The following is a 17,897-nucleotide window of genomic DNA, read 5'->3' as shown; positions in this document are numbered from 1 at the left end:
AGTTCGCGCCGCCCTCGGAGCGATCGTGTTCTCAGGCGCGCAGGAATTCCAGGAATCCATCGAGGTGCGCGGCGACGTCGACCGTGGGGTCGTAGAGCCACTGCATCTGGAGCCCTCGCGCCATGGCGGTGAGTTGACGCGCGGTGAGGTCGAGGTCCAGGTCTGCGCGCAGCCGACCCTTTTCCTGCTCGCGCTCGAGCTCCCGACGGACGTCGGCATTGAACAGATCGATCCGGCGGTGGGTGAACTCGTGCCCCGGATGGTCCTTGCGAATTGCCTCCGCCTGCATCGTGGCGTCGAGTTGGACCAGCCCCGGGAACACCTCGTTCTGACGGACAAGCTCCGGGAGTGCCGCCAGCAACCCCCGCTCGGAGAGCGACTGCTCCAGGAGGGGGCGATCCTGCTCCGCCTGGCGATCGAAGACGGCCTGCAAGAGATCCTCCTTCGAGGGGAAGTGGTAGCTGAGGGCGGCGTGGCTGACCCCGAGCTCCTCCGCGATCTTCCGCAACGACAGGCGCTGGAAGCCGTGTGTCGCGAAGATCTCGAACGCGCGGTCGATGAATTCGTCTCTCCGCTGCTGACCGTTCGCGTACCGGCCACGCCGCTTCGCCGACGCATGCTGCTCCGTCGTCTCCACCGCCATCGGCTCCCCTTCGATCTGCGGGCCCCCGCGCCCGACACCCCATCCTCGCACGAACTTTTGCCAATCCGAATGTTTTCTCCGCGAATACTTGCCAAGGTGGACAAGTTTGACCTACTGTCAGCCGCAGCCGGGTCCCCGGCACCCACGACGAGGCCGGGCCTCGACGTCTTCGAAGGAGAAGGTCATGACAGAAGCGAATCCGGCGCCCCCTCGCACGGTGAACGCCTGGTGGGTGGGGACCGTGGCCGGCATGGCGTCCTTCGTGGATGGAGCAGCCCTGAACGGTGTCGGTTTCGCGTTGGTGATTTTCCAGCAGACGATCGGGCTCACCCCCGGCCAGATCGGGGTGCTCACCAGCGCGCTCACCTTCGGGGTGGCGGTCGGCGCTCTGGTCGGCGGTCGCCTCGGCGACCGGTTCGGGCGACGGCGGGTGTTCGTGGTCACGATGATCTTCATCGCCCTCGGCGCATCGGTCTCGATCTTCGCCACCGCGTTCCTGCTGCTGCTGCTCGGTCTGGGTGTGCTCGGTGTGGCGATCGGGGCCGACATTCCCGTCTCCCTCGCGACCATCTCTGAAGCGGCGACCGATCAGAACCGCGGCAAGATCCTCGTGATGTCCAACCTCCTCGCCGGAGTCGGCATCGGCGCAGTCGTCCTCGTCGCCACCCTCACCGGCGGAACCGGGATCTTCGCCGCGCAGGCCATCTTCGGCCTCATCGCCGGCGTCGCGGTCATCGTGCTCGCGCTGCGGCTCACGATCCCCGAGTCCACGAGCTGGCGCGCTGCCCGCCTGGAACAGACACAGGGTGTGCACACCGTGCGCGCGGACCGCTCGAAGCTGCGAGACCTGATCACGCCTCCGCTGCGCTTCCCGTTCCTCATCCTCGTCGGGTTCTTCACCCTGGTGAGCATCCCGATCACGGTGTTCGGCTCCTACGCGGCCTACATCGGAGCGAACTTCACCGGCACGCCCGTGTCCAAGTTCTCGGTGTTCGTGCTGTTCCTCGTGCCGCTCGCGATCATCGTGCAGGTCATCTTCATGCGGGCGGTCGACACCCGCTTCCGCCTCACCTTCTTCATCCTCGGCGGGATCCTGTACGTCGCCGCGTACCTCGTTCCGGTCGTCTTCGGGATGAACCTGACCACACTCGTCACCACGGTGCTCGTATCCGGCATGGGCACCGTCTTCTGCGGAGAGCCCATCTTCCGCGTCTGGGTGAACGAAGCGTTCCCGACCATGCTCCGCTCCACCGGCCAAGGCGTCATCTTCGCCATCGCCCGCCTGGTGCCTGCACTGCTCCTGGCCCCGGTGCCGGTCCTTCTCGCGAACTCGATCAACGGCTTCCTGATCGCGCTCTCCGTCCTCGCCGCCGCCGGGATCGCCGTCGGCTGGTGGGGGGTCCGCAGCGGACGCCTCATCAACGAGTTCCACCACGAGACCGAAGGCATCGACATCACCGCCACCACCGCGTCCTCAGCATCGTGACCGCTTCCACCCAGAAAGCCTCCACACCAGCCATGAGCTCTCTCGCCCCCACCATCGACGGACACGTCGCGCCTGGATTCCAACGCGTCGCCGACGCGTTCACGCAGAACTTCACCGAACGCGGCGACACCGGGGCCGCATGCACCGTCTACCTCCACGGCGTCCCCGTCGTCGACCTCCACGGCGGCGCCTTCCGCCACGGCTCGTGGACGGCACACACCCGCAGCATCCTCTTCTCGGTCAGCAAGGGTGTCACCACCATCTGCCTGCTCATGGCCGTCGAAGCCGGCCATCTCGCCCTCGACGAGCCCGTCGCCACCTACTGGCCGGCGTTCGCCGACCGCGGCAAGAGCGCACTGACCGTCCGTCAGCTCCTTGCGCATCGCGGCGGACTCATCGCTCCCGACGAGCCGCTCACCGTCGAGGACCTGCGCGCTTGGCATCCCGTCACCGAAGCCCTCGCCTCGCAGAGCCCGCTCTGGGAACCTGGGACCGCGCACTCGTACCATGCGCTCACTTTCGGCTGGCTCGCTGGCGAGGTCCTCCGCCGCGCCACCGGACTGCGCCCCGCGGACTGGCTCCACCAGCACATAGCCGGCCCGCTCGGCCTCGGACTCACCTTCGGTACCGACCTCGACACCGACTCGAACTTCGCGCTGCAGGAGCAGCCGCTCCCGGACACCGCCGCACCGCCGTGGAACAGCCCGGACCTGGAGATGCTGGCACGCGTGATGGGGATGAACGGAGCCATCGACGGCCTCAACCTGTTCGCCTCCGCGAACACAACCGACCTCCTCGGCTTCGAGATTCCCGCCGCGAACATCGTCGGCACCGCCCACGACATCGCCCGCCTCTACGCCGCGACCATCGGCGAGGTCGACGGGATCCGCTTGCTCCAGCCCGCCACCACCCGAGACGCCCGCCTCCCTCAATCGGTCGGCGCACCGTTCTTCGGCCCCGACGCGGGTCTGCGCTGGGGCACGGGATTCATGCTCGACTCCATCCCCCGACGCATGGCCGGCCCCGGCAGCTTCGGCCACGACGGAGCCGGCGGCCAGCTCGGATTCGCGCACCCCGAATCCGGTGTCTCCTTCGGATACGCCACCATCCGCCCCGGCGGCTACCCCGACGACCGCGCCGAAGCGCTCTGCCGCGCACTGCGCGACAGCCTTTGACACCTCACCTTTTCTTCGAAGGAGAAGACCCGATGCCGCTCGACCCGTTCCTCGTTCCCCTGCTCGAGACCCTGCCGACCGTCCCCGCCGAGATCGAGGACATCGCCCTCTTCCGCGCACAGGAGAACGCAGGCGCCGCCGCCCTCACCGAGCAGCTGCTCGAGCCGGCCCCACCCGTCCGCAGCAAGCGAACCGTGACCATCCCCGTCCACGACGGGGACATCACCCTCAACGTCTTCCACCCCGACAGCGACGGCCCCCACCCCGTGCACCTCTACTTCCACGGCGGCGGATGGATCGGTGGCACCATCCACTCGGCCCTCATCGACGTCCTGTGCCAGGAACGCGCCGCCGGAGCCGACTGCATCGTCGTCGCCGTCGAGTACCGCAAAGCTCCCGAACACCCTTTCCCCGCCGCCCTCGACGACGGCTACGCCGCGCTCCTCTGGGTCGCCGAGAACGTTCAGGCGCTCGGCGCCCGCGCCGACGTGATCACCGTCGGCGGAGGATCGGCGGGCGCCAATCTCGCCGCCGCTCTCTGCTTGAAAACCCGAGACGACAACGGCCCCGCCATCGCCTTCCAGCTGCTGGAAGTCCCCGCGCTCGACTTCACCTTCAGCAGTCCATCCATCCGCTCGAAGGGCACCGGTTACGGACTCACCGAGCAGACCCTGCACTTGTGCCGACGCCTGTACCTCACGTCAGAAGCGGATGCGACGAATCCCTACGCATCACCGCTGCTCGCCGAGAACCTCAGCGACTTGCCGCCCGCGCACATCATGTCCGCGGAATACGACCCCATCGCCGACGACGGCGCGCGCTACGCCGAACGCCTCACCAGTGCCGGAGTGCCCGCCACCTTCTCCCTGCAACTCGGGCACATCCACGGTTCCAGCGCCTTCACGAAAGTCATGGCCTCCGCCAGAGCCTGGCGAGAAGAGGGACTCCAAGCCCTCCGAACGGTCCACGATCGAAACTCACCAGTGAGCTGAACCGCGCCCGGGTGACCATCGGCTACCGGATGGGCAGCGTTGTCGTGACCGCGTGAGCACCTTGCTGTCCGTGGCGGACATGATGCGGCTCCTCGACCCCATGTTCAACTCCATGCTCACTCCCCATGAGCGGAAAAGGCTCACGGTAGGGGTCGAGCAGATCGCCGACGGGCACGAGTTCGTCGACTCCGACATCATCGAGAGCGGCTCGACCTGGCTTCGGTGAGCGGTGTTTGGCGAGGACGGGGCATCGTCCTCGGAGTGGTGTCTGCCGCCGGTGGCGTTCTCTACGGTTTGTCCCCCTCCGAGTCGGGAGCCCGGCCGATCCAGCAGATCGTCATCGCGGTCATCCTCTTCGGGGTCCCGGAGTGGGGTCGAACGGGATGGACTGGCGGTGAGACCATCGAGGCCGAGAACGGAGGCTGATCGTGAACAGGCGACTACGGCAGTCGAGCCGCGGGGTTCGGATGGAGAAGCGACAGCGACGCCCCTTGGTCGCCCCCTCCGTCGCAGTGCTGGCGGCTGTCACCGTCCTGTCGGTCACCGGCTGCAGCGCCGGTCCGGCGGACCCCGCGCCGAGCTCGACGGCAGCGATCCCGACGACGTCCCCGACGCCCACGCCGAGCGTCGACGCCAGCGGTGTCGCCGCGGCACTCGCCCGCCTCGAGCAGCAGTACGACGCCACGATCGGGGTCGTCGCCACGGACACCCGCACCGGCGAGTCCGTCACGTACAACGGCGACCGGCGCTTCGGGTACGCGTCGACAATGAAGGTCTTCGCCGCGGCCGAGTTCCTCCGGTCCGTGCACGGCGCCGCCCGCGACGAGGTCGCACACTGGACGGCGGCGGACACAACCGCCGCCGGACACTCCCCCGTGACGGAGCAGCACCTCGCCGACGGGCTGACGTACGCGCGGCTCGCCGAGGCTGCCGTCCGCGACAGCGACAACACGGCGCTGAACCTCGTCCTCGAACGGATCGGGGGGCCGAGCGCGCTCGACGCCGCCCTCGCGGACCTCGGTGACGACACGACCCGGGTCGTGCACGACGAACCGGCGCTCAACACGATCGAGCCGGGCAGCACCGAGGACACCACGACGCCGGCCGCGTTCACGGCGGACCTGACGAAGGTGCTGGACGGCTCCACGCTCGGCACCGCCGACACCGCACTGCTCGTGGACTGGATGAGCGGGAACGCCACGGGCGACACCCTCGTCCGTGCCGGTGCCCCCGCCGGCTGGGTCGTCGTCGACAAGTCCGGCGGTGCGGGCGGCATCCGGAACGACGTCGCCCGGGTCACCCCTCCGGACGGCGACCCGATCGTGCTCTCGGTCCTCACCGCGCGGAACGACCCGGGGGCCGCCTACGACGACGCCCTCGTCGCGAAGACGGCGTCGGTGGTCCTCGGCGCGTTCGACCGCTGAACTACGATCGCGACATGCCCTCCCCCGAACCCGACCGGCACGTCGTCATCGGCGGCGGTGTGGTCGGCGCCGCGACCGCGTACGCCCTCGCCACCCGCGGCGAGCGCGTTCTCCTCGTCGAGCAGCACGAGCGCGGGCACCACCGGGGCTCCTCGCACGGCGCGACGCGGATCTTCCGGCAGGGCTACGCCGACGCCGAGTACGTCGCCCTGACCACCGAGGCGCTGCGGCTCTGGGAAGCGCTGGAGACCGCCGCCGACGAGCAGCTCATCGTCCGCACCGGCGCCGTCGACCACGGTCGGCAGGAGGTCGTCGACGCGATCCGTACGGCACTCGTGGACGCCGGCATCCCGCACGAGACCCTCACCACGGACCAGGCAGCGGCGCGCTGGCCCGGGATCGCGTTCGAGGGTCGGGTGCTGGCGCACGCGACGGCGGGGCGCATCCTGTCCGCGCGCGCGATCGAGGTGTTCCTCACCCTGGCGGAGCGCACCGGGCTCGCGGAACTCCGGTTCGGCACCCGCGTGACCGGGCTCGCGGACCACGGCGACACGGTCGACGTCGCGCTCTCGGACGGCACCTCGGAGCGCACGACGAGTCTCGTCGCAGCCGTCGGTTCCTGGGCCCCCACGCTGGTGGGTGCCCTGCTCACGGAACGCGGGGCGCGCCTCCCGGCCATCCGCGTCACCCAGGAGCAGCCCGCCCACTTCCCCAGCCACCTGCCGGACGAGGCGTGGCCGAGCTTCGTGCACTGGGCCGACGGCGACGACGTGTACGGCCTGCTCACCCCCGGCGAAGGTGTGAAGGTCGGCTTCCACGGCACCGGGCCGCTCGTCGACCCGGACCAGCGCGACTTCGCCCCCGTGCCCGCCGAGGCCGAACGGCTGCAGGCGTACGTGCGACGCTTCGTGCCGGGGGTCGACGCGAGCGAGCCGACCTTCATCAGCTGCCTCTACGACAACTCGCCCGACGAGGACTTCGTGCTCGACCGCCGCGGGCCGGTGACCGTCGCGACCGGGTTCTCCGGCCACGGGTTCAAGTTCGCACCGCTCCTCGGGGAGATGCTCGCCGACCTCGCCACCGGCGGCACACCGCACCCGAGGTTCGCGCTGACGGACTGAGCCGCCGCCCGTCCCGCTACGGTGGTCGGGTGCGAATCGTCGTGGCTCCGGACTCCTTCAAGGGCACCGCGACGGCGGCTGCCGTCGCCGGCGCGATCCGGGACGGCTGGCTGACCGAACGCCCGACTGACGACGTCGTGCTCGTGCCGATGGCCGACGGCGGCGAGGGGACCCTCGACGCGTTCGAGACCGCTGTCCCCGGCGCCGTCCGGGTGCCCGTCATGGTCACCGGACCCGCGGGAACGCCCGTGCAGGCGTCCTGGCTGCGACTACCGGACGGTCGCGCCGTGGTGGAGCTCGCGGCGACGAGCGGGCTCCCCCTCCTCGACGAGCTGCTGCCGGAGACGGCGACCTCGCGCGGGTTCGGCGAGGCGATCGCCGCGGCACTCGACGCCGGCGCGACCGGCCTGGTCCTCGGCATCGGCGGGAGTGCGTCGACGGACGGCGGAGCGCCGGTGCTCGAAGCGCTCGGTCTGCAGTCGGACGGCTCCGGACTCCGCGCGCTCCCGCCACTCGGGGTCACCGTCCTGACGGACGTCACGTCACCGCTCCTCGGACCGGACGGTGCTGCCGCCGTGTTCGGACCGCAGAAGGGCATCACCCCGGACCGGGTCGCGACGGTCGACGAGCGGCTCGCAGCCTGGGCCGCACGGTTCCCGCACGTCGACCCCACGACCCCGGGCGCGGGTGCCGCCGGCGGCGTCGGGTTCGGGCTGCTCGTGTGGGGCGCGACGCTGGCCCGGGGTGCGGACGGCGTCGCCGAGGTGCTCGGGCTCCCGGGGCTCCTGCGCGGTGCCGACGTGGTGATCACAGGCGAGGGCCGCTTCGACGGCCAGAGCGCCGCGGGGAAGGTGCCGTCCGTCGTGCGGGCGCTGGCGGCGGCGGTCGCGCCCGACGCCCGGCCGATGCTCGTCGCCGGGGCGATCGAGGCGCCGCTCGACGACTACGCGGCTGCGGCATCGCTCACCGTGCTGGCGACGCAGACCACCGGGGAGCCCGACGACGCACTCGCCGACCCGCTGCGGTTCGCGACGATCGCCGGGGTCCGGCTCGCGCGGATGGCGGGCTGACGGCGGGCACCCCGCCGTCGGACGCTACTGGCGGAAGCGGTCGACGAAGTTCGCGACCGTGACCTCGAGGAGCGCGCGGGTCACGGTCACCGCTCGGTGCACGTCCCCGGCGACGGCGGCGTCCCGCAGGTGCTCGAGCGGCCGGACCAGTCCGGTCGGTTCGATGAGGGACCCGCCCGGGCGGAGCATGTTCGAGAGCTCGTAGGACTGTGCGGCCATCTGCTCCTCGAGCACCGAGTTGCCGAGGGCGTGGGTGAACACCTCGAAGATCCGCCGCAGCGCGAACCCCTTCGCCGCGAGGTCGTCACCGTGCGCCGTGGCGACGTACTCCGCGGTCGCGGCAGTGAGCTCGTCGAGTGACTCGGCGGACAGCGACCCGACCGTGCGCTCGACGGTGAAGAGGTTCCACGTGAGCGACAGGAGCAGCATCCGGTTGGCGCGACCCGGGTCGAGCGGCGCCACCCGCGGCTGCCGGTTCGGCACCATCTCGATGAGGCCGTACTCGCTCAACCGGACCAGCGCGTGACGGACGGGCTGCCGGGACATGTCGAGCCAGCGGTGCAGGGCTCCGTCGTTCAGTTCTTCGCCCGGCACGAGCGTGCCGTCGAGGATCGCCCCGTAGACCGTGTCGAACGCGTGCTTGCGGAGGAGTGCGGGCTCCGGGAGCTGCACGGCCGGCGGTGCGACCGCGACGGACTCGGTGGCCGGCCGGTCGACGGCGTGCGGCGCGAACCACGCTCGGACGACCTCGGCGGCAGCGTCACCGTCCCCCGCCCGGACCGCCGTGGTGAACGCCTCGGCAGCGGCAGGCGAGAGGCCGGCCGGGACGGTGTCCGGATCGAGGTTCCACGTCCGGGTGACGTGCGGCAGGAGCTCGAGCCAGGCGCGACGGAGCCGGTCGTTCCGGAGGAGGGTCGTCGCGAGGTCGAACGGGCCGGGCTCCGCGAACAGCGCGGGGGCGTCGTCCGCGCTCCGCAGGGCCGTCGCGAGCGCACGCCGATCGCGGTCGGGTCCGAGCCGCACGACCAGCCGCACGGCTTCCTCGACGACGGGCCCCAGCGCCTCCAGGGTGTCGGCGTACCGCTGCCGGTCCACCGGCGCGACCAGTGTCCCGCGCCGGGGGAACACCTCGACGAGGTGGATCCGGGCCAGGCGGTCCAACGCCTCGCGGACCGGGGTGCGGGACACCCCGGCCCACGCGGCGACGGACACGTCGCTGAGCTTCTCGCCCGGTTCCATCTCGCCGGTCACGATGGCTGCGAGCAGCCGGTCGAACAGGACGTCAGCGAGGATGGGTCGGCTCACGGCGACGGTCTCGGACGGGATCGGCATGGTCCCGAGGATATCTGCTGAATGTCAGGACTCCATCGGTCACTGCGCACGAGGGTCAGCAACCCGAGCGGTCTTTCCGTCGAACTGAACGCAACCGTCTCTGGCTAGGTGCTCCAGTGCGCATCGGGTCGGTCCCGGCGCCGCGCCGAGCCAGCGGGCCACGTCGTCGAGCGGGAGGCGCTCTCCGACGTGCAACGTGCCGTCGGTGACGCTCCGCTTGACCATTGCGCGGACGTGTCGTTCCTCGACCTCGTCGCGGAACTCACGTGGGTCGATCGTCGGCAGCGGCACGGCGGTCAGGCCCCCGCGGCGCGGCGGCGGTACAACGCGATCCCAGCGAGGGCGACGGCGAGGACACCCGCGCCGCCGGCGACCGCAGGAGCGATGATCGGAGTCGGGACGGGCGGGGTGACCATGACGCTCGACGCCGAGGAGCTGTACCCGGTTCCGTCGCCCTGGTTCAGGACGACGAGTCCGCGGATACCCGCCGGGAGCTCGACCGAGAAGGTCCCGTCCGCACCGATCGTGACCGTCGTGACCGGAGTCGAGTAGTTCCGGACGTCGACGGTGTTCCCGGGGACACCGGTGCCGGTGATCGTGGCCGTCCCCTCGGCGTCATAGGCCACACCGGTGACGACCGGGGGAGCGGGGACGAATCGGATGGAGAAGTCGGTGCTCGCAGTGACTGCCCCCGCGCCGTCCGTCACGGCGATGGTGGCGTTCCGGATTCCGTACTGCGCTTTGTCCGAGGCCGTCGCGACCGCGAAGAGATAGTCGGTTGCGTTCTGGACGGTCGTCGATGTTCCGCAGGTGATCGCGGTGCGGTCCGCGGTGAACGCGCCGCAGCCGGCCGTCGCGTCGGCGCCGCCACTCGACACGATGCGGTCGATCGTCATGCCGGACGGGACGGTGAACCTCGTGGCGCCCTGGACGTCGTCCGTGTAGCTCGGTTTGATGGAGATGGCCACCCCGGGTTTGGCATCGATGGGCGCGGCGGTGGCGGCGGAGGCGGGCACGGCGAACGCGAGCACTGCGGCGCAGCCGACCGTGGTTCCGGCCAGGAGCGTGATGACGTGTTTCATTGGGGAGTTTCCTTTGCTGTGCTGGGGAGGGACGGAGGAGGGAAGAAGGGACGCGCCGTGGCGCGGGGTGCGTCAGACCGTGCGCTTGCGGACTGCGACGCCGAGGAGGACCGCCAGTCCGGCGACGAACCCGACGATGCCGATGACCGAACCGACGAACGCGTGCCCGATCTGGTAGCCGGGGTCGATGCCCCAGTGCAGGGTGGTGAAGCCGATGACGGCGAGCCGGAACTCGTTCACGAGCGTCACGACCGCCCACATCGCGGCGACCGCGGCGAGGATCCGCCAGCACGCGGCACGGGTGGTCAGCACCAACGCCGCCGCGAGCAGGACCAGTGGGACGAGCAGGACGAGCGCGGTGCACTCGGGGGTGATCTGGAACCCGACTGCCGAACCGTGCCGCAGGGTCGTGAAGACCGTGCCGGACCAGGCGGTCGCGACGTCGGGCACGAGCCGCAGCGCGAGGCCCGCTCCGGCCGCTTCGAACCCGCGGTAGCCCTCGTTGCCGAGGACCGCGGCGATCGCCGCCACGACGAGGACGAGCGCGGTGACGCAACGCGCGACGCTGAACCGCGCGCGGGCGCCGAGGGGCAGCGTGCGGGAGACGGTGGTCACTCGGACCCCGATCGACCGGGACGGTCCGTGCCGGCGACGGACGCTGCGACGGCAGGCGGAGCACCGTCCGCGATCGCCAGGGCGATGGCCGCGATGCGTTCGGAGGCTCGGCCGTCGCCGTACGGTGACGGCCGGTCGGACAGTCGGCTCGGGTCGGCGAGCTCGGCGTTCGCGAGCGCGGCGAGGTCGAGGTCGGGGGTCACGAGCCGCGCGTGGCCGGACGCGAGCGACTCCGGGCGCTCGGTCGATCGGCGGACCACCAGCAGCGGGGTCTGCAGGACGGTGCACTCCTCCTGCGCCCCACCCGAGTCGGAGACCAGCAGCGCCGCGTCACGGGCGAGTGCGAGGAACTCTGCGTGCCCCGGCGACGGGAGCACCTCGACGCCCGCGAGCGACTCCTGCAGACCGAACCGCTCGACGGCTGCTCGGGTGCGGGGGTGCATCAGGAAGAGCACGGGCGCGTCGATCGCTCGGAGGCCGTCGAGGACGCGGACGAGCGCCTCGCGGGTGTCGGTGTTCTCGGGGCGGTGGATCGTGGCGACGACGTACGGGCCGTTCGGCACCGCGCGGGCCGGAGCAGCGAACCCGTCCGCGGTGCGGAGCGATGCCCGGGTGGCCTCGACTATCGTGTTGCCGGTCACGACGATGCGGTCCGCCGGCACCCCTTCGCGCACGAGGTTCTCCGCGTTCGTGACGGTCGCTGCGCAGTGGACGTCCGCGAGGGCACCGGTCACGATGCGGTTGAGCTCCTCGGGCATCGAGCGGTCGTACGACCGCAGCCCGGCTTCGACGTGGACCACGGGGATCCCGAGGTAGTTGGCCGCCTGCGCTCCTGCGGACACGGCGTTCGTGTCGCCCTGCACGATCACGACGGCGGGTCGGTCGCGTTCGAACGACTCGGTGAGTGCCTGCAGCGCGGTCGCGATCTGCTGCCCGCGGGCGGCACCGCCGACGCCTTCGAGGACCTCGTCCGGCTCGGGCATCCCGAGGGCGGCGAGGAACTGTCCGGAGAGCTCCCGGTCGTAGTGCTGACCCGTGTGGACCAGGCGGGCGCGGTCGCCGAGGGCAGCGACGACCGGGGCGAGCTTGATGATCTCCGGACGGGTGCCGAGCACCACTGCAACGTCCCGGACGGACTGTGGTCGGTTCTCCATGTCGCTCCTGTCGGTGACATTGAATGTCAGATGTTTACCTCTTGTAAGCAGTACTCTAAGCATGTGACACTGTGAATATCAACTCGTGGCGCAACGACGACTCGGAAGGGAGAAGCGGCATGTACGGAGCCAACAGCGGCATCGGGCCGATGGTCGGCGGAGGTGGCAGTGCGGTCCTCGCGTACACCGGGACGGGCTCGCTCGTCCTCCCCCTGGTCATCACCGCAGGGGCCCTGGCACTCGGCATCCTGCTCGCGATTCGGGCGCGCGTCCTCCGGGAACGCGAGTGACCGCCGCGCTGCTCGAGCGTCCGGCGCGACTGCGGCTGCCGGCCGGGCTGCAGCGGTCGGCAGGTCGTGGCGGGACGTCGCTCGCCGGCGCCACAGACGGTTCACCGACCGTTCCGAGCGCACTCGTCCGCGACCTCGCCGCGACCGACATGCGCGTCATCGCGTCAGCGCTCGTGGTCGAGGCCGCATGCGTCGAGCGGATCCGTCGGGCCGCATCCCCGATGGTCGGATCCGCCCCGGTGGAGGGTGACCCCGTCACGGCGCTGCTCGACGCCTGCGCAGCGGTCATCGGCGACGACCCGACGGCCAGCGCGGCACTCGCGCGGCTCCGTGTCCTCACCAGCCCCCGCCTGGTAGCAGCGCGGCGGGTGCACCTGACGACGGACCGCCTCGCCCGGACCGTCACCGCGATGGCCCGCGCCGACCAGCGTGGCGCGACGGCAGCCTTCGAGACCCTCCTCCGGCGCGGGCTGCACCTCCTCGTGCAGCCGCTCGTCACCGACTGACCGAGACGGAACGACGATGCTTCCCCTGCTCAACGCGCTCTCGACGCTGCTGGCCGTGCTCTTCATCGCCTACGTCGTCTTCATCCTGATCCCGTTCATCCGCCACAAGCCCACGCAGCCGGGTGTCGTGGAGGACTTCGCGTGGCACTACTTCATCCCGTGCCGCGACGAGGAAGTGGTCATCGCAGAGACAATCTCCCGTGCCCGCACCGACTTCCCCCACGCCCATGTCTGGGTGATCGACGACGACAGCGACGACGACACCTCGTCCATCGCGAACCGGTTCGCTGACACCGACGACCACGTGCACGTCGTCCAACGCCGCCGCCCACAGGCCCGCACCGGCAAGGGCGACGCCCTCAACGCCGCCTACGCCCAGCTGAACGCCTGGCTCCCGACGGACGCCGACCGCTCCCGCATCATCGTCGGGGTCGTCGACGCCGACGGGGAGATGGCACCGAACGCCCTCGAGATCGTCTCCTCCGCGACCGTCTTCGGCGACCCCCGGGTCGGCGCCGCGCAGACCGCCGTGTGGATGAAGAACCGCGGCGACAAGACCCCCTACCCCGGCCGAGGCCGGATGGTGAACCGGTTCGGGTCGTACCTGCTGCGCATGCAGGACCTCGAGTTCCGCACCGTCATCGCGGCGATGCAGTCCCTCCGCACCAAGACCGGCACCGTCGGCCTCGGCGGCAACGGCCAGTTCACCCGCCTGTCCGTCCTCGACGCGATCGCGCAGCAGTACGGCGAGCCCTGGCACGGCGCCCTGCTCGAGGACTACGAGCTCGGCCTGCACGTCCTGCTCGCCGGGTACGAGAACCGCCACGTCTACGAAACCCACGTCTCGCAGGAAGCGCTCCCGGACATCCGCCGCCTCATCACCCAACGCACCCGATGGGCCCAGGGCAACATCCAGTGCGTCAAGTACATCGGGGACATCGTTCGCTCCCCGAACTTCGACGCCGCGGGGCTCATCGAGATCTGCTACTACCTCGTGCTCCCGTTCCTGCAGGTCATCGGTGCCGCGTCGGTCGTCGGGCTCGCCGCGTTCCGGATCGTCTCGGGCGTCTCGGACCCTGCGACCCTGATCGGCGAACCGGCCGCGTTCGCCGGCCTGCTCGCCCTGGTCGTCACGTTCTCGATCGCACCGTTCGCGATGTGGGGTCCGATCTACCGGAAGCGATGCGAACCATCCGCACCGTTCTGGACCGGCGTCGCCTGGGGCTTCGGCTCGTGGTTGTACGTCTACTACATGTACATCTGCATATTCCGCGCCTTCTGGCGCATCCTGACCGGGAAGACCGGGTGGGCGAAGACCCGACGCAACGCCGAGGCACACGTCGCCGGCGCCACCGCCGTCGAGGTGTGAGCATGCAGCGGACCCGAACGGGCACGCGCACCGCGATGCGCACGGCCACGGGCGCCTGCGTCGGGCTGGCAGTCGCCGCACTCGACCTCGTCACCTCGACGTCCGTGGCCGGCATCCTGTGGGTCACCGGTCGCACGAGCGTCATCGACCCGCCCCTCGTCGCCCTCCTCGCCGCCGTCGTGGTCGGGGGGGGGTTCCTCGTCGCGCTCCGACTGCTCGTGCTCCGGTGGTTCCTGCTCCGCACCGGCGCCGGCGGCCCCCTCCTGGTCGAACGCACCACGATCGCCGCCTGGGTGGTCCTGCTCGCCGGCGGAGCGGTGTGGTGGCGCGTGTCGGGCGTGTACGAGCTCGGCTGGGGTACCGCGTTCGCGGCGGTCGCCGCGCTCGTCGGGAGCACCCTGCTCCTCCTGTGCGACGTCCTGACCGGCTCGCGCCGTCGCGGCACGGTGCCGGGGACGACCGGTTCAGTGTCCGCACGGTGGACCGGCTCCGTCGAGCTGCTGCACATCGGTGCTGCCGCGGCCGGTGTCGTCGGCATCGTCGTCACCGCGCCGATCCACGAGTGGCGCGGTGACGTCCTCAACGGCAGCATCCTCGTCGTCGGCGCGGTCGTCGCCACCGGGCGTGCAGCCCTCGCCCTGCCGAGGTCACGACGTCCTGATCCGGCGAGCAGCAGCAGCAGCGTAGGAACGGCACATGCGGTACCGACCCTGGCTCCCCCTGACGGCGGCTGCGATCGTCGGCCTGGCGCTGACGGGCTGCAGTGCCGGTGGCAGCGCTCGCGCGGGCGCTGAGGACACCGCCGCGCGGTTCCTCCAGGCCGTCGCCGACGGGGACGGATCACGCGCGTGCGCACTGCTCGTCCGGGATGCCCGGGACGCGGTCGAGACGGCGACCCGCACGAGCTGCGAGCGGGGTGTCCTCCGGCTCGGCCTGACCGACGAGCGCGCCAGCACCGGAGGCGACGCCGACGCCGATGCTGGCAACGGCCACGGCCACGGCACCGGCACCGGCAGCGCGCGGGTCTACGGCCGCGCCGCGATCATCGAGGACGGTCCGGACACGGTGTTCCTCGCCCGCTCCGGCGACACCTGGCTCGTCCGCGCCGCCGGCTGCTCGCCGAGGACGGATGCACCGTTCACCTGCGCACTGGACGGGAGCTGACGATGCGGAAGGTCTTCATCGGCTACCTCGTGCTCATCGCCGCCGGCCTCGCGTACTTCTTCACCCTCGGCTTCCTGGGGCGGTGAGCGAGGTGCGCATGTTCGTCCGGCAGAACTCCCTCAGTCTCTTCTTCGGCGCGATCTTCCTCGCTGCACTCGTCGGGCAGTCCTTCGCCGGCTGGGCCTCGTTCAACGACACCCAGGTCTCCGAAGGGCTCGCGACGATCGGGTACGGCGAGTACGTGACGAGCTCGAGCTTCGCGGCCGACGTCGCGGAGAACTGGCAGTCCGAGTACCTGCAGTTCCTGCTCTACATCTGGGCGACGGTGTGGTTCGTGCAGCGGGGCTCTCCGGAATCGAAGGAGTCCGGCCAGGTCGGCACGGAGTCGGACCGCGACCAGGAGGTCGGCGGCTTCGCCGGCCCAGGCGCGCCGTCCTGGGCGCGTGCACGGGGTCCCCGCCGTGCCGTCTTCTCGCACTCGCTCCTCATCGTGATGGGCACGATCTTCCTGCTGTCGTGGCTGGCGCAATCGGTCGCCGGCGTGGTGGCGTTCAACGAGGAGCAGCTGGCATCGCTCGAGGCCCCGCTCACCTGGGGCCAGTACCTGTTCGGGTCGGACTTCTGGAACCGGACCCTGCAGAACTGGCAGTCGGAGTTCCTGGCGGTCGGGAGCATGGCGGTGCTGTCGGTGTACCTCCGGGAGCGCGGCTCCCCCGAGTCGAAACCGGTCGGTGCCCGGCACGACGACACCGGCGCGGAGGGCTGACGCGCGAGGACCCTGAATGTCCCGCCTCCGCGCGACGGTTCACTGGTGGTCGAGAGGAGACCGACGTGAAGCACATCCAGTACGACGGTTCGACGATCCTGACGAGCGACGACGTCGCCGACGCGGTGATCGAGTACGCGGCGGCGCTCGCGGGTGGGGACCGCGCGGACACCGTCGCCGTGCCGGCCGTTGCCGAGGACGGCACGATGACGACCACCAAGATCCTGATCGGCCCGTCGAGCGAGATCGTGGTCGAGGACACCGACGAGGACGACCTCGAGGTGGAGCAGGAGGAGTTCGTCGCACGGCTCCGCGCCGCCGCGAAGACCTTCGGTCACGCCGAGCCGATCCACGCCGACACCCGGTCCGACCTGACGGACGCCGCCGGCTCCGAACGCGCGTAGCCGAAGCCCCGCGCCCCGCCGCGGCGCGCCCCGCCGTGCCGTGCCGCGCCGCGCCGCGCCGCAGCCGCCGCCCAGCGCTCCCGCACCCGCGCGATTCCCGGACAGGGGTACCCCAACGGAACCTCCCACCGGGTGGCGCGCTCCACCACACTGGAGCACGGGCCGTGTCCGGCCCACCGTCAACCCCATGAGGAGACCATTGCGCACCGTCAACGCGTACGCCGCACCGTCGGCGACCGAGCCGCTCGTCAAGACCACCATCACGCGTCGTGACCTCGGCCCGAACGACGTCGAGATCGACATCGCCTACGCCGGCATCTGCCACTCCGACATCCACACCGTCCGCGGCGAGTGGGGCGAGATCCAGTACCCGCAGGTCGTCGGGCACGAGATCGTCGGCCACGTCTCGGCCGTCGGCGACGCCGTCACCAAGCACCGGGTGGGCGACCGTGTCGGCGTCGGCTGCATGGTGAACTCCTGCGGTGAGTGCGAGCAGTGCCTCGCCGGCCAGGAGCAGTACTGCCTGAAGGGCAACACCGGCACCTACGCGAGCGTCGACCCCGCCGACGGCTCGATCACGCAGGGCGGCTACTCGCAGGCTGTCGTCGTCGACGAGGACTTCGTCCTCCGCGTGCCGGAGTCGCTCGACATCGAGAAGGTCGCCCCGCTCCTGTGCGCCGGCATCACGACCTACTCGCCGCTCCACCACTGGAAGGCCGGCCCCGGCACGAAGGTCGCGGTCGTCGGCATGGGCGGCCTCGGCCACATGGCCGTCAAGATCGCGGTCGCACTCGGTGCGGACGTCACCGTCCTGTCGCAGACCACCTCGAAGCAGGAGGACTCGCTCCGGTACGGCGCGACGGCCCACCACGCGACGAAGGACCCGGAGACGTTCGAGAAGCTGGCGAACTCCTTCGACCTGATCATCAACACCGTCTCGGCGAAGATCCCGATGGGCGCCTACCTGAACCTGCTCAAGGTCGACGGCACGCTCGTCAACGTCGGTGCACCGTCCGAGCCGCTCGAGGTCCCGGCCTTCGCACTCATCCCCGGCCGCCGCAGCTGGGCTGGATCGGCCATCGGCGGCATCCGCGAGACCCAGGAGATGCTCGACTTCTGCGCGGAGCACGGCATCCTGCCGGAGACCGAGCTCATCAGCGCCGACCGCATCAACGAGGCCTACGAGCGCGTCCTCTCCTCGGACGTCCGGTACCGCTTCGTGATCGACGCGGCGACCCTGGCGTAAGGGCTCGCGTCCTCGACGCGACCAGCAACGGACTGGAGGCGCGGCGTCAGCTGGCACC

At 70.8% G+C, this 17,897-nt stretch carries 20 protein-coding genes; 15 read left to right on the top strand and 5 right to left on the bottom strand.

Features of this window, described 5'->3' with window-relative positions:
* Window positions 1–31: 31 nt before the first annotated feature.
* Window positions 32–643 carry a TetR/AcrR family transcriptional regulator gene (locus BLT36_RS05225; RefSeq protein WP_092092525.1) on the bottom strand — a complete coding sequence of 204 codons (612 nt, stop codon included), beginning with the start codon at window positions 641–643 and terminating at the stop codon, window positions 32–34.
* A 184-nt stretch (window positions 644–827) separates the two neighbouring features.
* Between BLT36_RS05225 and BLT36_RS05220 the strand changes: the two genes are divergently transcribed.
* The 7 genes from BLT36_RS05220 to BLT36_RS05195 all read left to right on the top strand — a co-directional run bounded on the left by BLT36_RS05220 (window position 828) and on the right by BLT36_RS05195 (window position 7,911).
* Window positions 828–2,129, top strand: a complete 1,302-nt coding sequence (locus BLT36_RS05220) for an MFS transporter (protein ID WP_092092523.1) — start codon at window positions 828–830, stop codon at window positions 2,127–2,129.
* A gap of 32 nt (window positions 2,130–2,161) precedes the next feature.
* Window positions 2,162–3,304 (top strand): serine hydrolase domain-containing protein, encoded by a 1,143-nt coding sequence (locus BLT36_RS05215; RefSeq protein ID WP_092092521.1) that lies wholly within the window; start codon window positions 2,162–2,164, stop codon window positions 3,302–3,304.
* Window positions 3,305–3,336: 32 nt separating this feature from the next.
* Window positions 3,337–4,296: an alpha/beta hydrolase gene (locus BLT36_RS05210; protein WP_092092519.1), complete on the top strand. Its 960-nt coding sequence runs from the start codon at window positions 3,337–3,339 to the stop codon at window positions 4,294–4,296.
* A 52-nt stretch (window positions 4,297–4,348) separates the two neighbouring features.
* Window positions 4,349–4,522 (top strand): hypothetical protein, encoded by a 174-nt coding sequence (locus BLT36_RS18625; protein WP_175529498.1) that lies wholly within the window; start codon window positions 4,349–4,351, stop codon window positions 4,520–4,522.
* A 265-nt stretch (window positions 4,523–4,787) separates the two neighbouring features.
* On the top strand, window positions 4,788–5,720 hold the full coding sequence (gene bla, locus BLT36_RS05205; RefSeq protein WP_175529497.1) for a class A beta-lactamase: 933 nt from the start codon (window positions 4,788–4,790) through the stop codon (window positions 5,718–5,720).
* Window positions 5,721–5,734: 14 nt separating this feature from the next.
* Window positions 5,735–6,841: an FAD-dependent oxidoreductase gene (locus tag BLT36_RS05200; protein ID WP_092092517.1), complete on the top strand. Its 1,107-nt coding sequence runs from the start codon at window positions 5,735–5,737 to the stop codon at window positions 6,839–6,841.
* A gap of 29 nt (window positions 6,842–6,870) precedes the next feature.
* The gene (locus BLT36_RS05195; protein ID WP_092092516.1) at window positions 6,871–7,911 is read left to right on the top strand and encodes a glycerate kinase; all 1,041 of its coding nucleotides are present in this window, start codon (window positions 6,871–6,873) and stop codon (window positions 7,909–7,911) included.
* Window positions 7,912–7,935: 24 nt separating this feature from the next.
* On the opposite strand, the gene BLT36_RS05190 is transcribed toward BLT36_RS05195, so the two are convergent.
* From BLT36_RS05190 to wecB, 4 genes are all read right to left on the bottom strand, one after another.
* Window positions 7,936–9,243 carry a GntR family transcriptional regulator gene (locus tag BLT36_RS05190; RefSeq protein ID WP_092092515.1) on the bottom strand — a complete coding sequence of 436 codons (1,308 nt, stop codon included), beginning with the start codon at window positions 9,241–9,243 and terminating at the stop codon, window positions 7,936–7,938.
* 296 nt (window positions 9,244–9,539) lie between these two features.
* Window positions 9,540–10,325 carry an Ig-like domain-containing protein gene (locus BLT36_RS05185; protein WP_092092514.1) on the bottom strand — a complete coding sequence of 262 codons (786 nt, stop codon included), beginning with the start codon at window positions 10,323–10,325 and terminating at the stop codon, window positions 9,540–9,542.
* Window positions 10,326–10,397: 72 nt separating this feature from the next.
* Complete coding sequence (locus BLT36_RS05180; RefSeq protein ID WP_175529496.1) at window positions 10,398–10,940, bottom strand: archaeosortase/exosortase family protein; 543 nt, start codon at window positions 10,938–10,940, stop codon at window positions 10,398–10,400.
* A complete protein-coding gene (gene wecB, locus BLT36_RS05175) occupies window positions 10,937–12,094 on the bottom strand; it encodes a non-hydrolyzing UDP-N-acetylglucosamine 2-epimerase (protein ID WP_092092513.1) in 1,158 nt (385 codons plus the stop codon). Before wecB ends, BLT36_RS05180 begins: the two co-directional genes overlap by 4 nt.
* A gap of 119 nt (window positions 12,095–12,213) precedes the next feature.
* On the opposite strand from wecB, the gene BLT36_RS18620 reads away from it, so the two are divergent.
* From BLT36_RS18620 to BLT36_RS05140, 8 genes are all read left to right on the top strand, one after another.
* A complete protein-coding gene (locus tag BLT36_RS18620) occupies window positions 12,214–12,384 on the top strand; it encodes a hypothetical protein (protein WP_175529495.1) in 171 nt (56 codons plus the stop codon).
* Window positions 12,381–12,890, top strand: coding sequence for a hypothetical protein (locus BLT36_RS05170; RefSeq protein ID WP_092092512.1), 510 nt, complete (start codon window positions 12,381–12,383; stop codon window positions 12,888–12,890). The genes BLT36_RS18620 and BLT36_RS05170 overlap by 4 nt, the downstream gene beginning before the upstream one ends.
* Before the next feature lie 16 nt (window positions 12,891–12,906).
* Window positions 12,907–14,259 (top strand): glycosyltransferase family 2 protein, encoded by a 1,353-nt coding sequence (locus BLT36_RS05165; protein ID WP_092092511.1) that lies wholly within the window; start codon window positions 12,907–12,909, stop codon window positions 14,257–14,259.
* 2 nt (window positions 14,260–14,261) lie between these two features.
* A complete protein-coding gene (locus BLT36_RS05160) occupies window positions 14,262–15,053 on the top strand; it encodes a hypothetical protein (RefSeq protein WP_092092510.1) in 792 nt (263 codons plus the stop codon).
* Window positions 14,956–15,423: a hypothetical protein gene (locus BLT36_RS05155; RefSeq protein ID WP_092092509.1), complete on the top strand. Its 468-nt coding sequence runs from the start codon at window positions 14,956–14,958 to the stop codon at window positions 15,421–15,423. Before BLT36_RS05160 ends, BLT36_RS05155 begins: the two co-directional genes overlap by 98 nt.
* A gap of 91 nt (window positions 15,424–15,514) precedes the next feature.
* Window positions 15,515–16,189: a DUF6766 family protein gene (locus BLT36_RS05150; protein ID WP_175529570.1), complete on the top strand. Its 675-nt coding sequence runs from the start codon at window positions 15,515–15,517 to the stop codon at window positions 16,187–16,189.
* Between the two features lie 65 nt (window positions 16,190–16,254).
* The gene (locus BLT36_RS05145) at window positions 16,255–16,593 is read left to right on the top strand and encodes a hypothetical protein (protein ID WP_092092506.1); all 339 of its coding nucleotides are present in this window, start codon (window positions 16,255–16,257) and stop codon (window positions 16,591–16,593) included.
* 199 nt (window positions 16,594–16,792) lie between these two features.
* Entirely contained in the window at window positions 16,793–17,839 is a 1,047-nt protein-coding gene (locus tag BLT36_RS05140; protein WP_092092504.1) for an NAD(P)-dependent alcohol dehydrogenase, read from the top strand.
* Window positions 17,840–17,897 lie beyond the last annotated feature (58 nt).

The organism is Curtobacterium sp. UNCCL20, from assembly GCF_900101675.1.
Taxonomy (GTDB): Bacteria; Actinomycetota; Actinomycetes; order Actinomycetales; family Microbacteriaceae; genus Curtobacterium.
This window is presented reverse-complemented; position numbering and strand designations above follow the sequence as displayed.

Coding starts and splice junctions, on each gene's coding strand:
- BLT36_RS05225 (WP_092092525.1), bottom strand. CDS start 643: ATGGCGGTGGAGACGACGGAGCAGCATGCGTCGGCGAAGCGGCGTGGC.
- BLT36_RS05220 (WP_092092523.1), top strand. CDS start 828: ATGACAGAAGCGAATCCGGCGCCCCCTCGCACGGTGAACGCCTGGTGG.
- BLT36_RS05215 (WP_092092521.1), top strand. CDS start 2,162: ATGAGCTCTCTCGCCCCCACCATCGACGGACACGTCGCGCCTGGATTC.
- BLT36_RS05210 (WP_092092519.1), top strand. CDS start 3,337: ATGCCGCTCGACCCGTTCCTCGTTCCCCTGCTCGAGACCCTGCCGACC.
- BLT36_RS05200 (WP_092092517.1), top strand. CDS start 5,735: ATGCCCTCCCCCGAACCCGACCGGCACGTCGTCATCGGCGGCGGTGTG.
- BLT36_RS05190 (WP_092092515.1), bottom strand. CDS start 9,243: ATGCCGATCCCGTCCGAGACCGTCGCCGTGAGCCGACCCATCCTCGCT.
- BLT36_RS05185 (WP_092092514.1), bottom strand. CDS start 10,325: ATGAAACACGTCATCACGCTCCTGGCCGGAACCACGGTCGGCTGCGCC.
- wecB (WP_092092513.1), bottom strand. CDS start 12,094: ATGGAGAACCGACCACAGTCCGTCCGGGACGTTGCAGTGGTGCTCGGC.
- BLT36_RS18620 (WP_175529495.1), top strand. CDS start 12,214: ATGTACGGAGCCAACAGCGGCATCGGGCCGATGGTCGGCGGAGGTGGC.
- BLT36_RS05165 (WP_092092511.1), top strand. CDS start 12,907: ATGCTTCCCCTGCTCAACGCGCTCTCGACGCTGCTGGCCGTGCTCTTC.
- BLT36_RS05160 (WP_092092510.1), top strand. CDS start 14,262: ATGCAGCGGACCCGAACGGGCACGCGCACCGCGATGCGCACGGCCACG.
- BLT36_RS05155 (WP_092092509.1), top strand. CDS start 14,956: ATGCGGTACCGACCCTGGCTCCCCCTGACGGCGGCTGCGATCGTCGGC.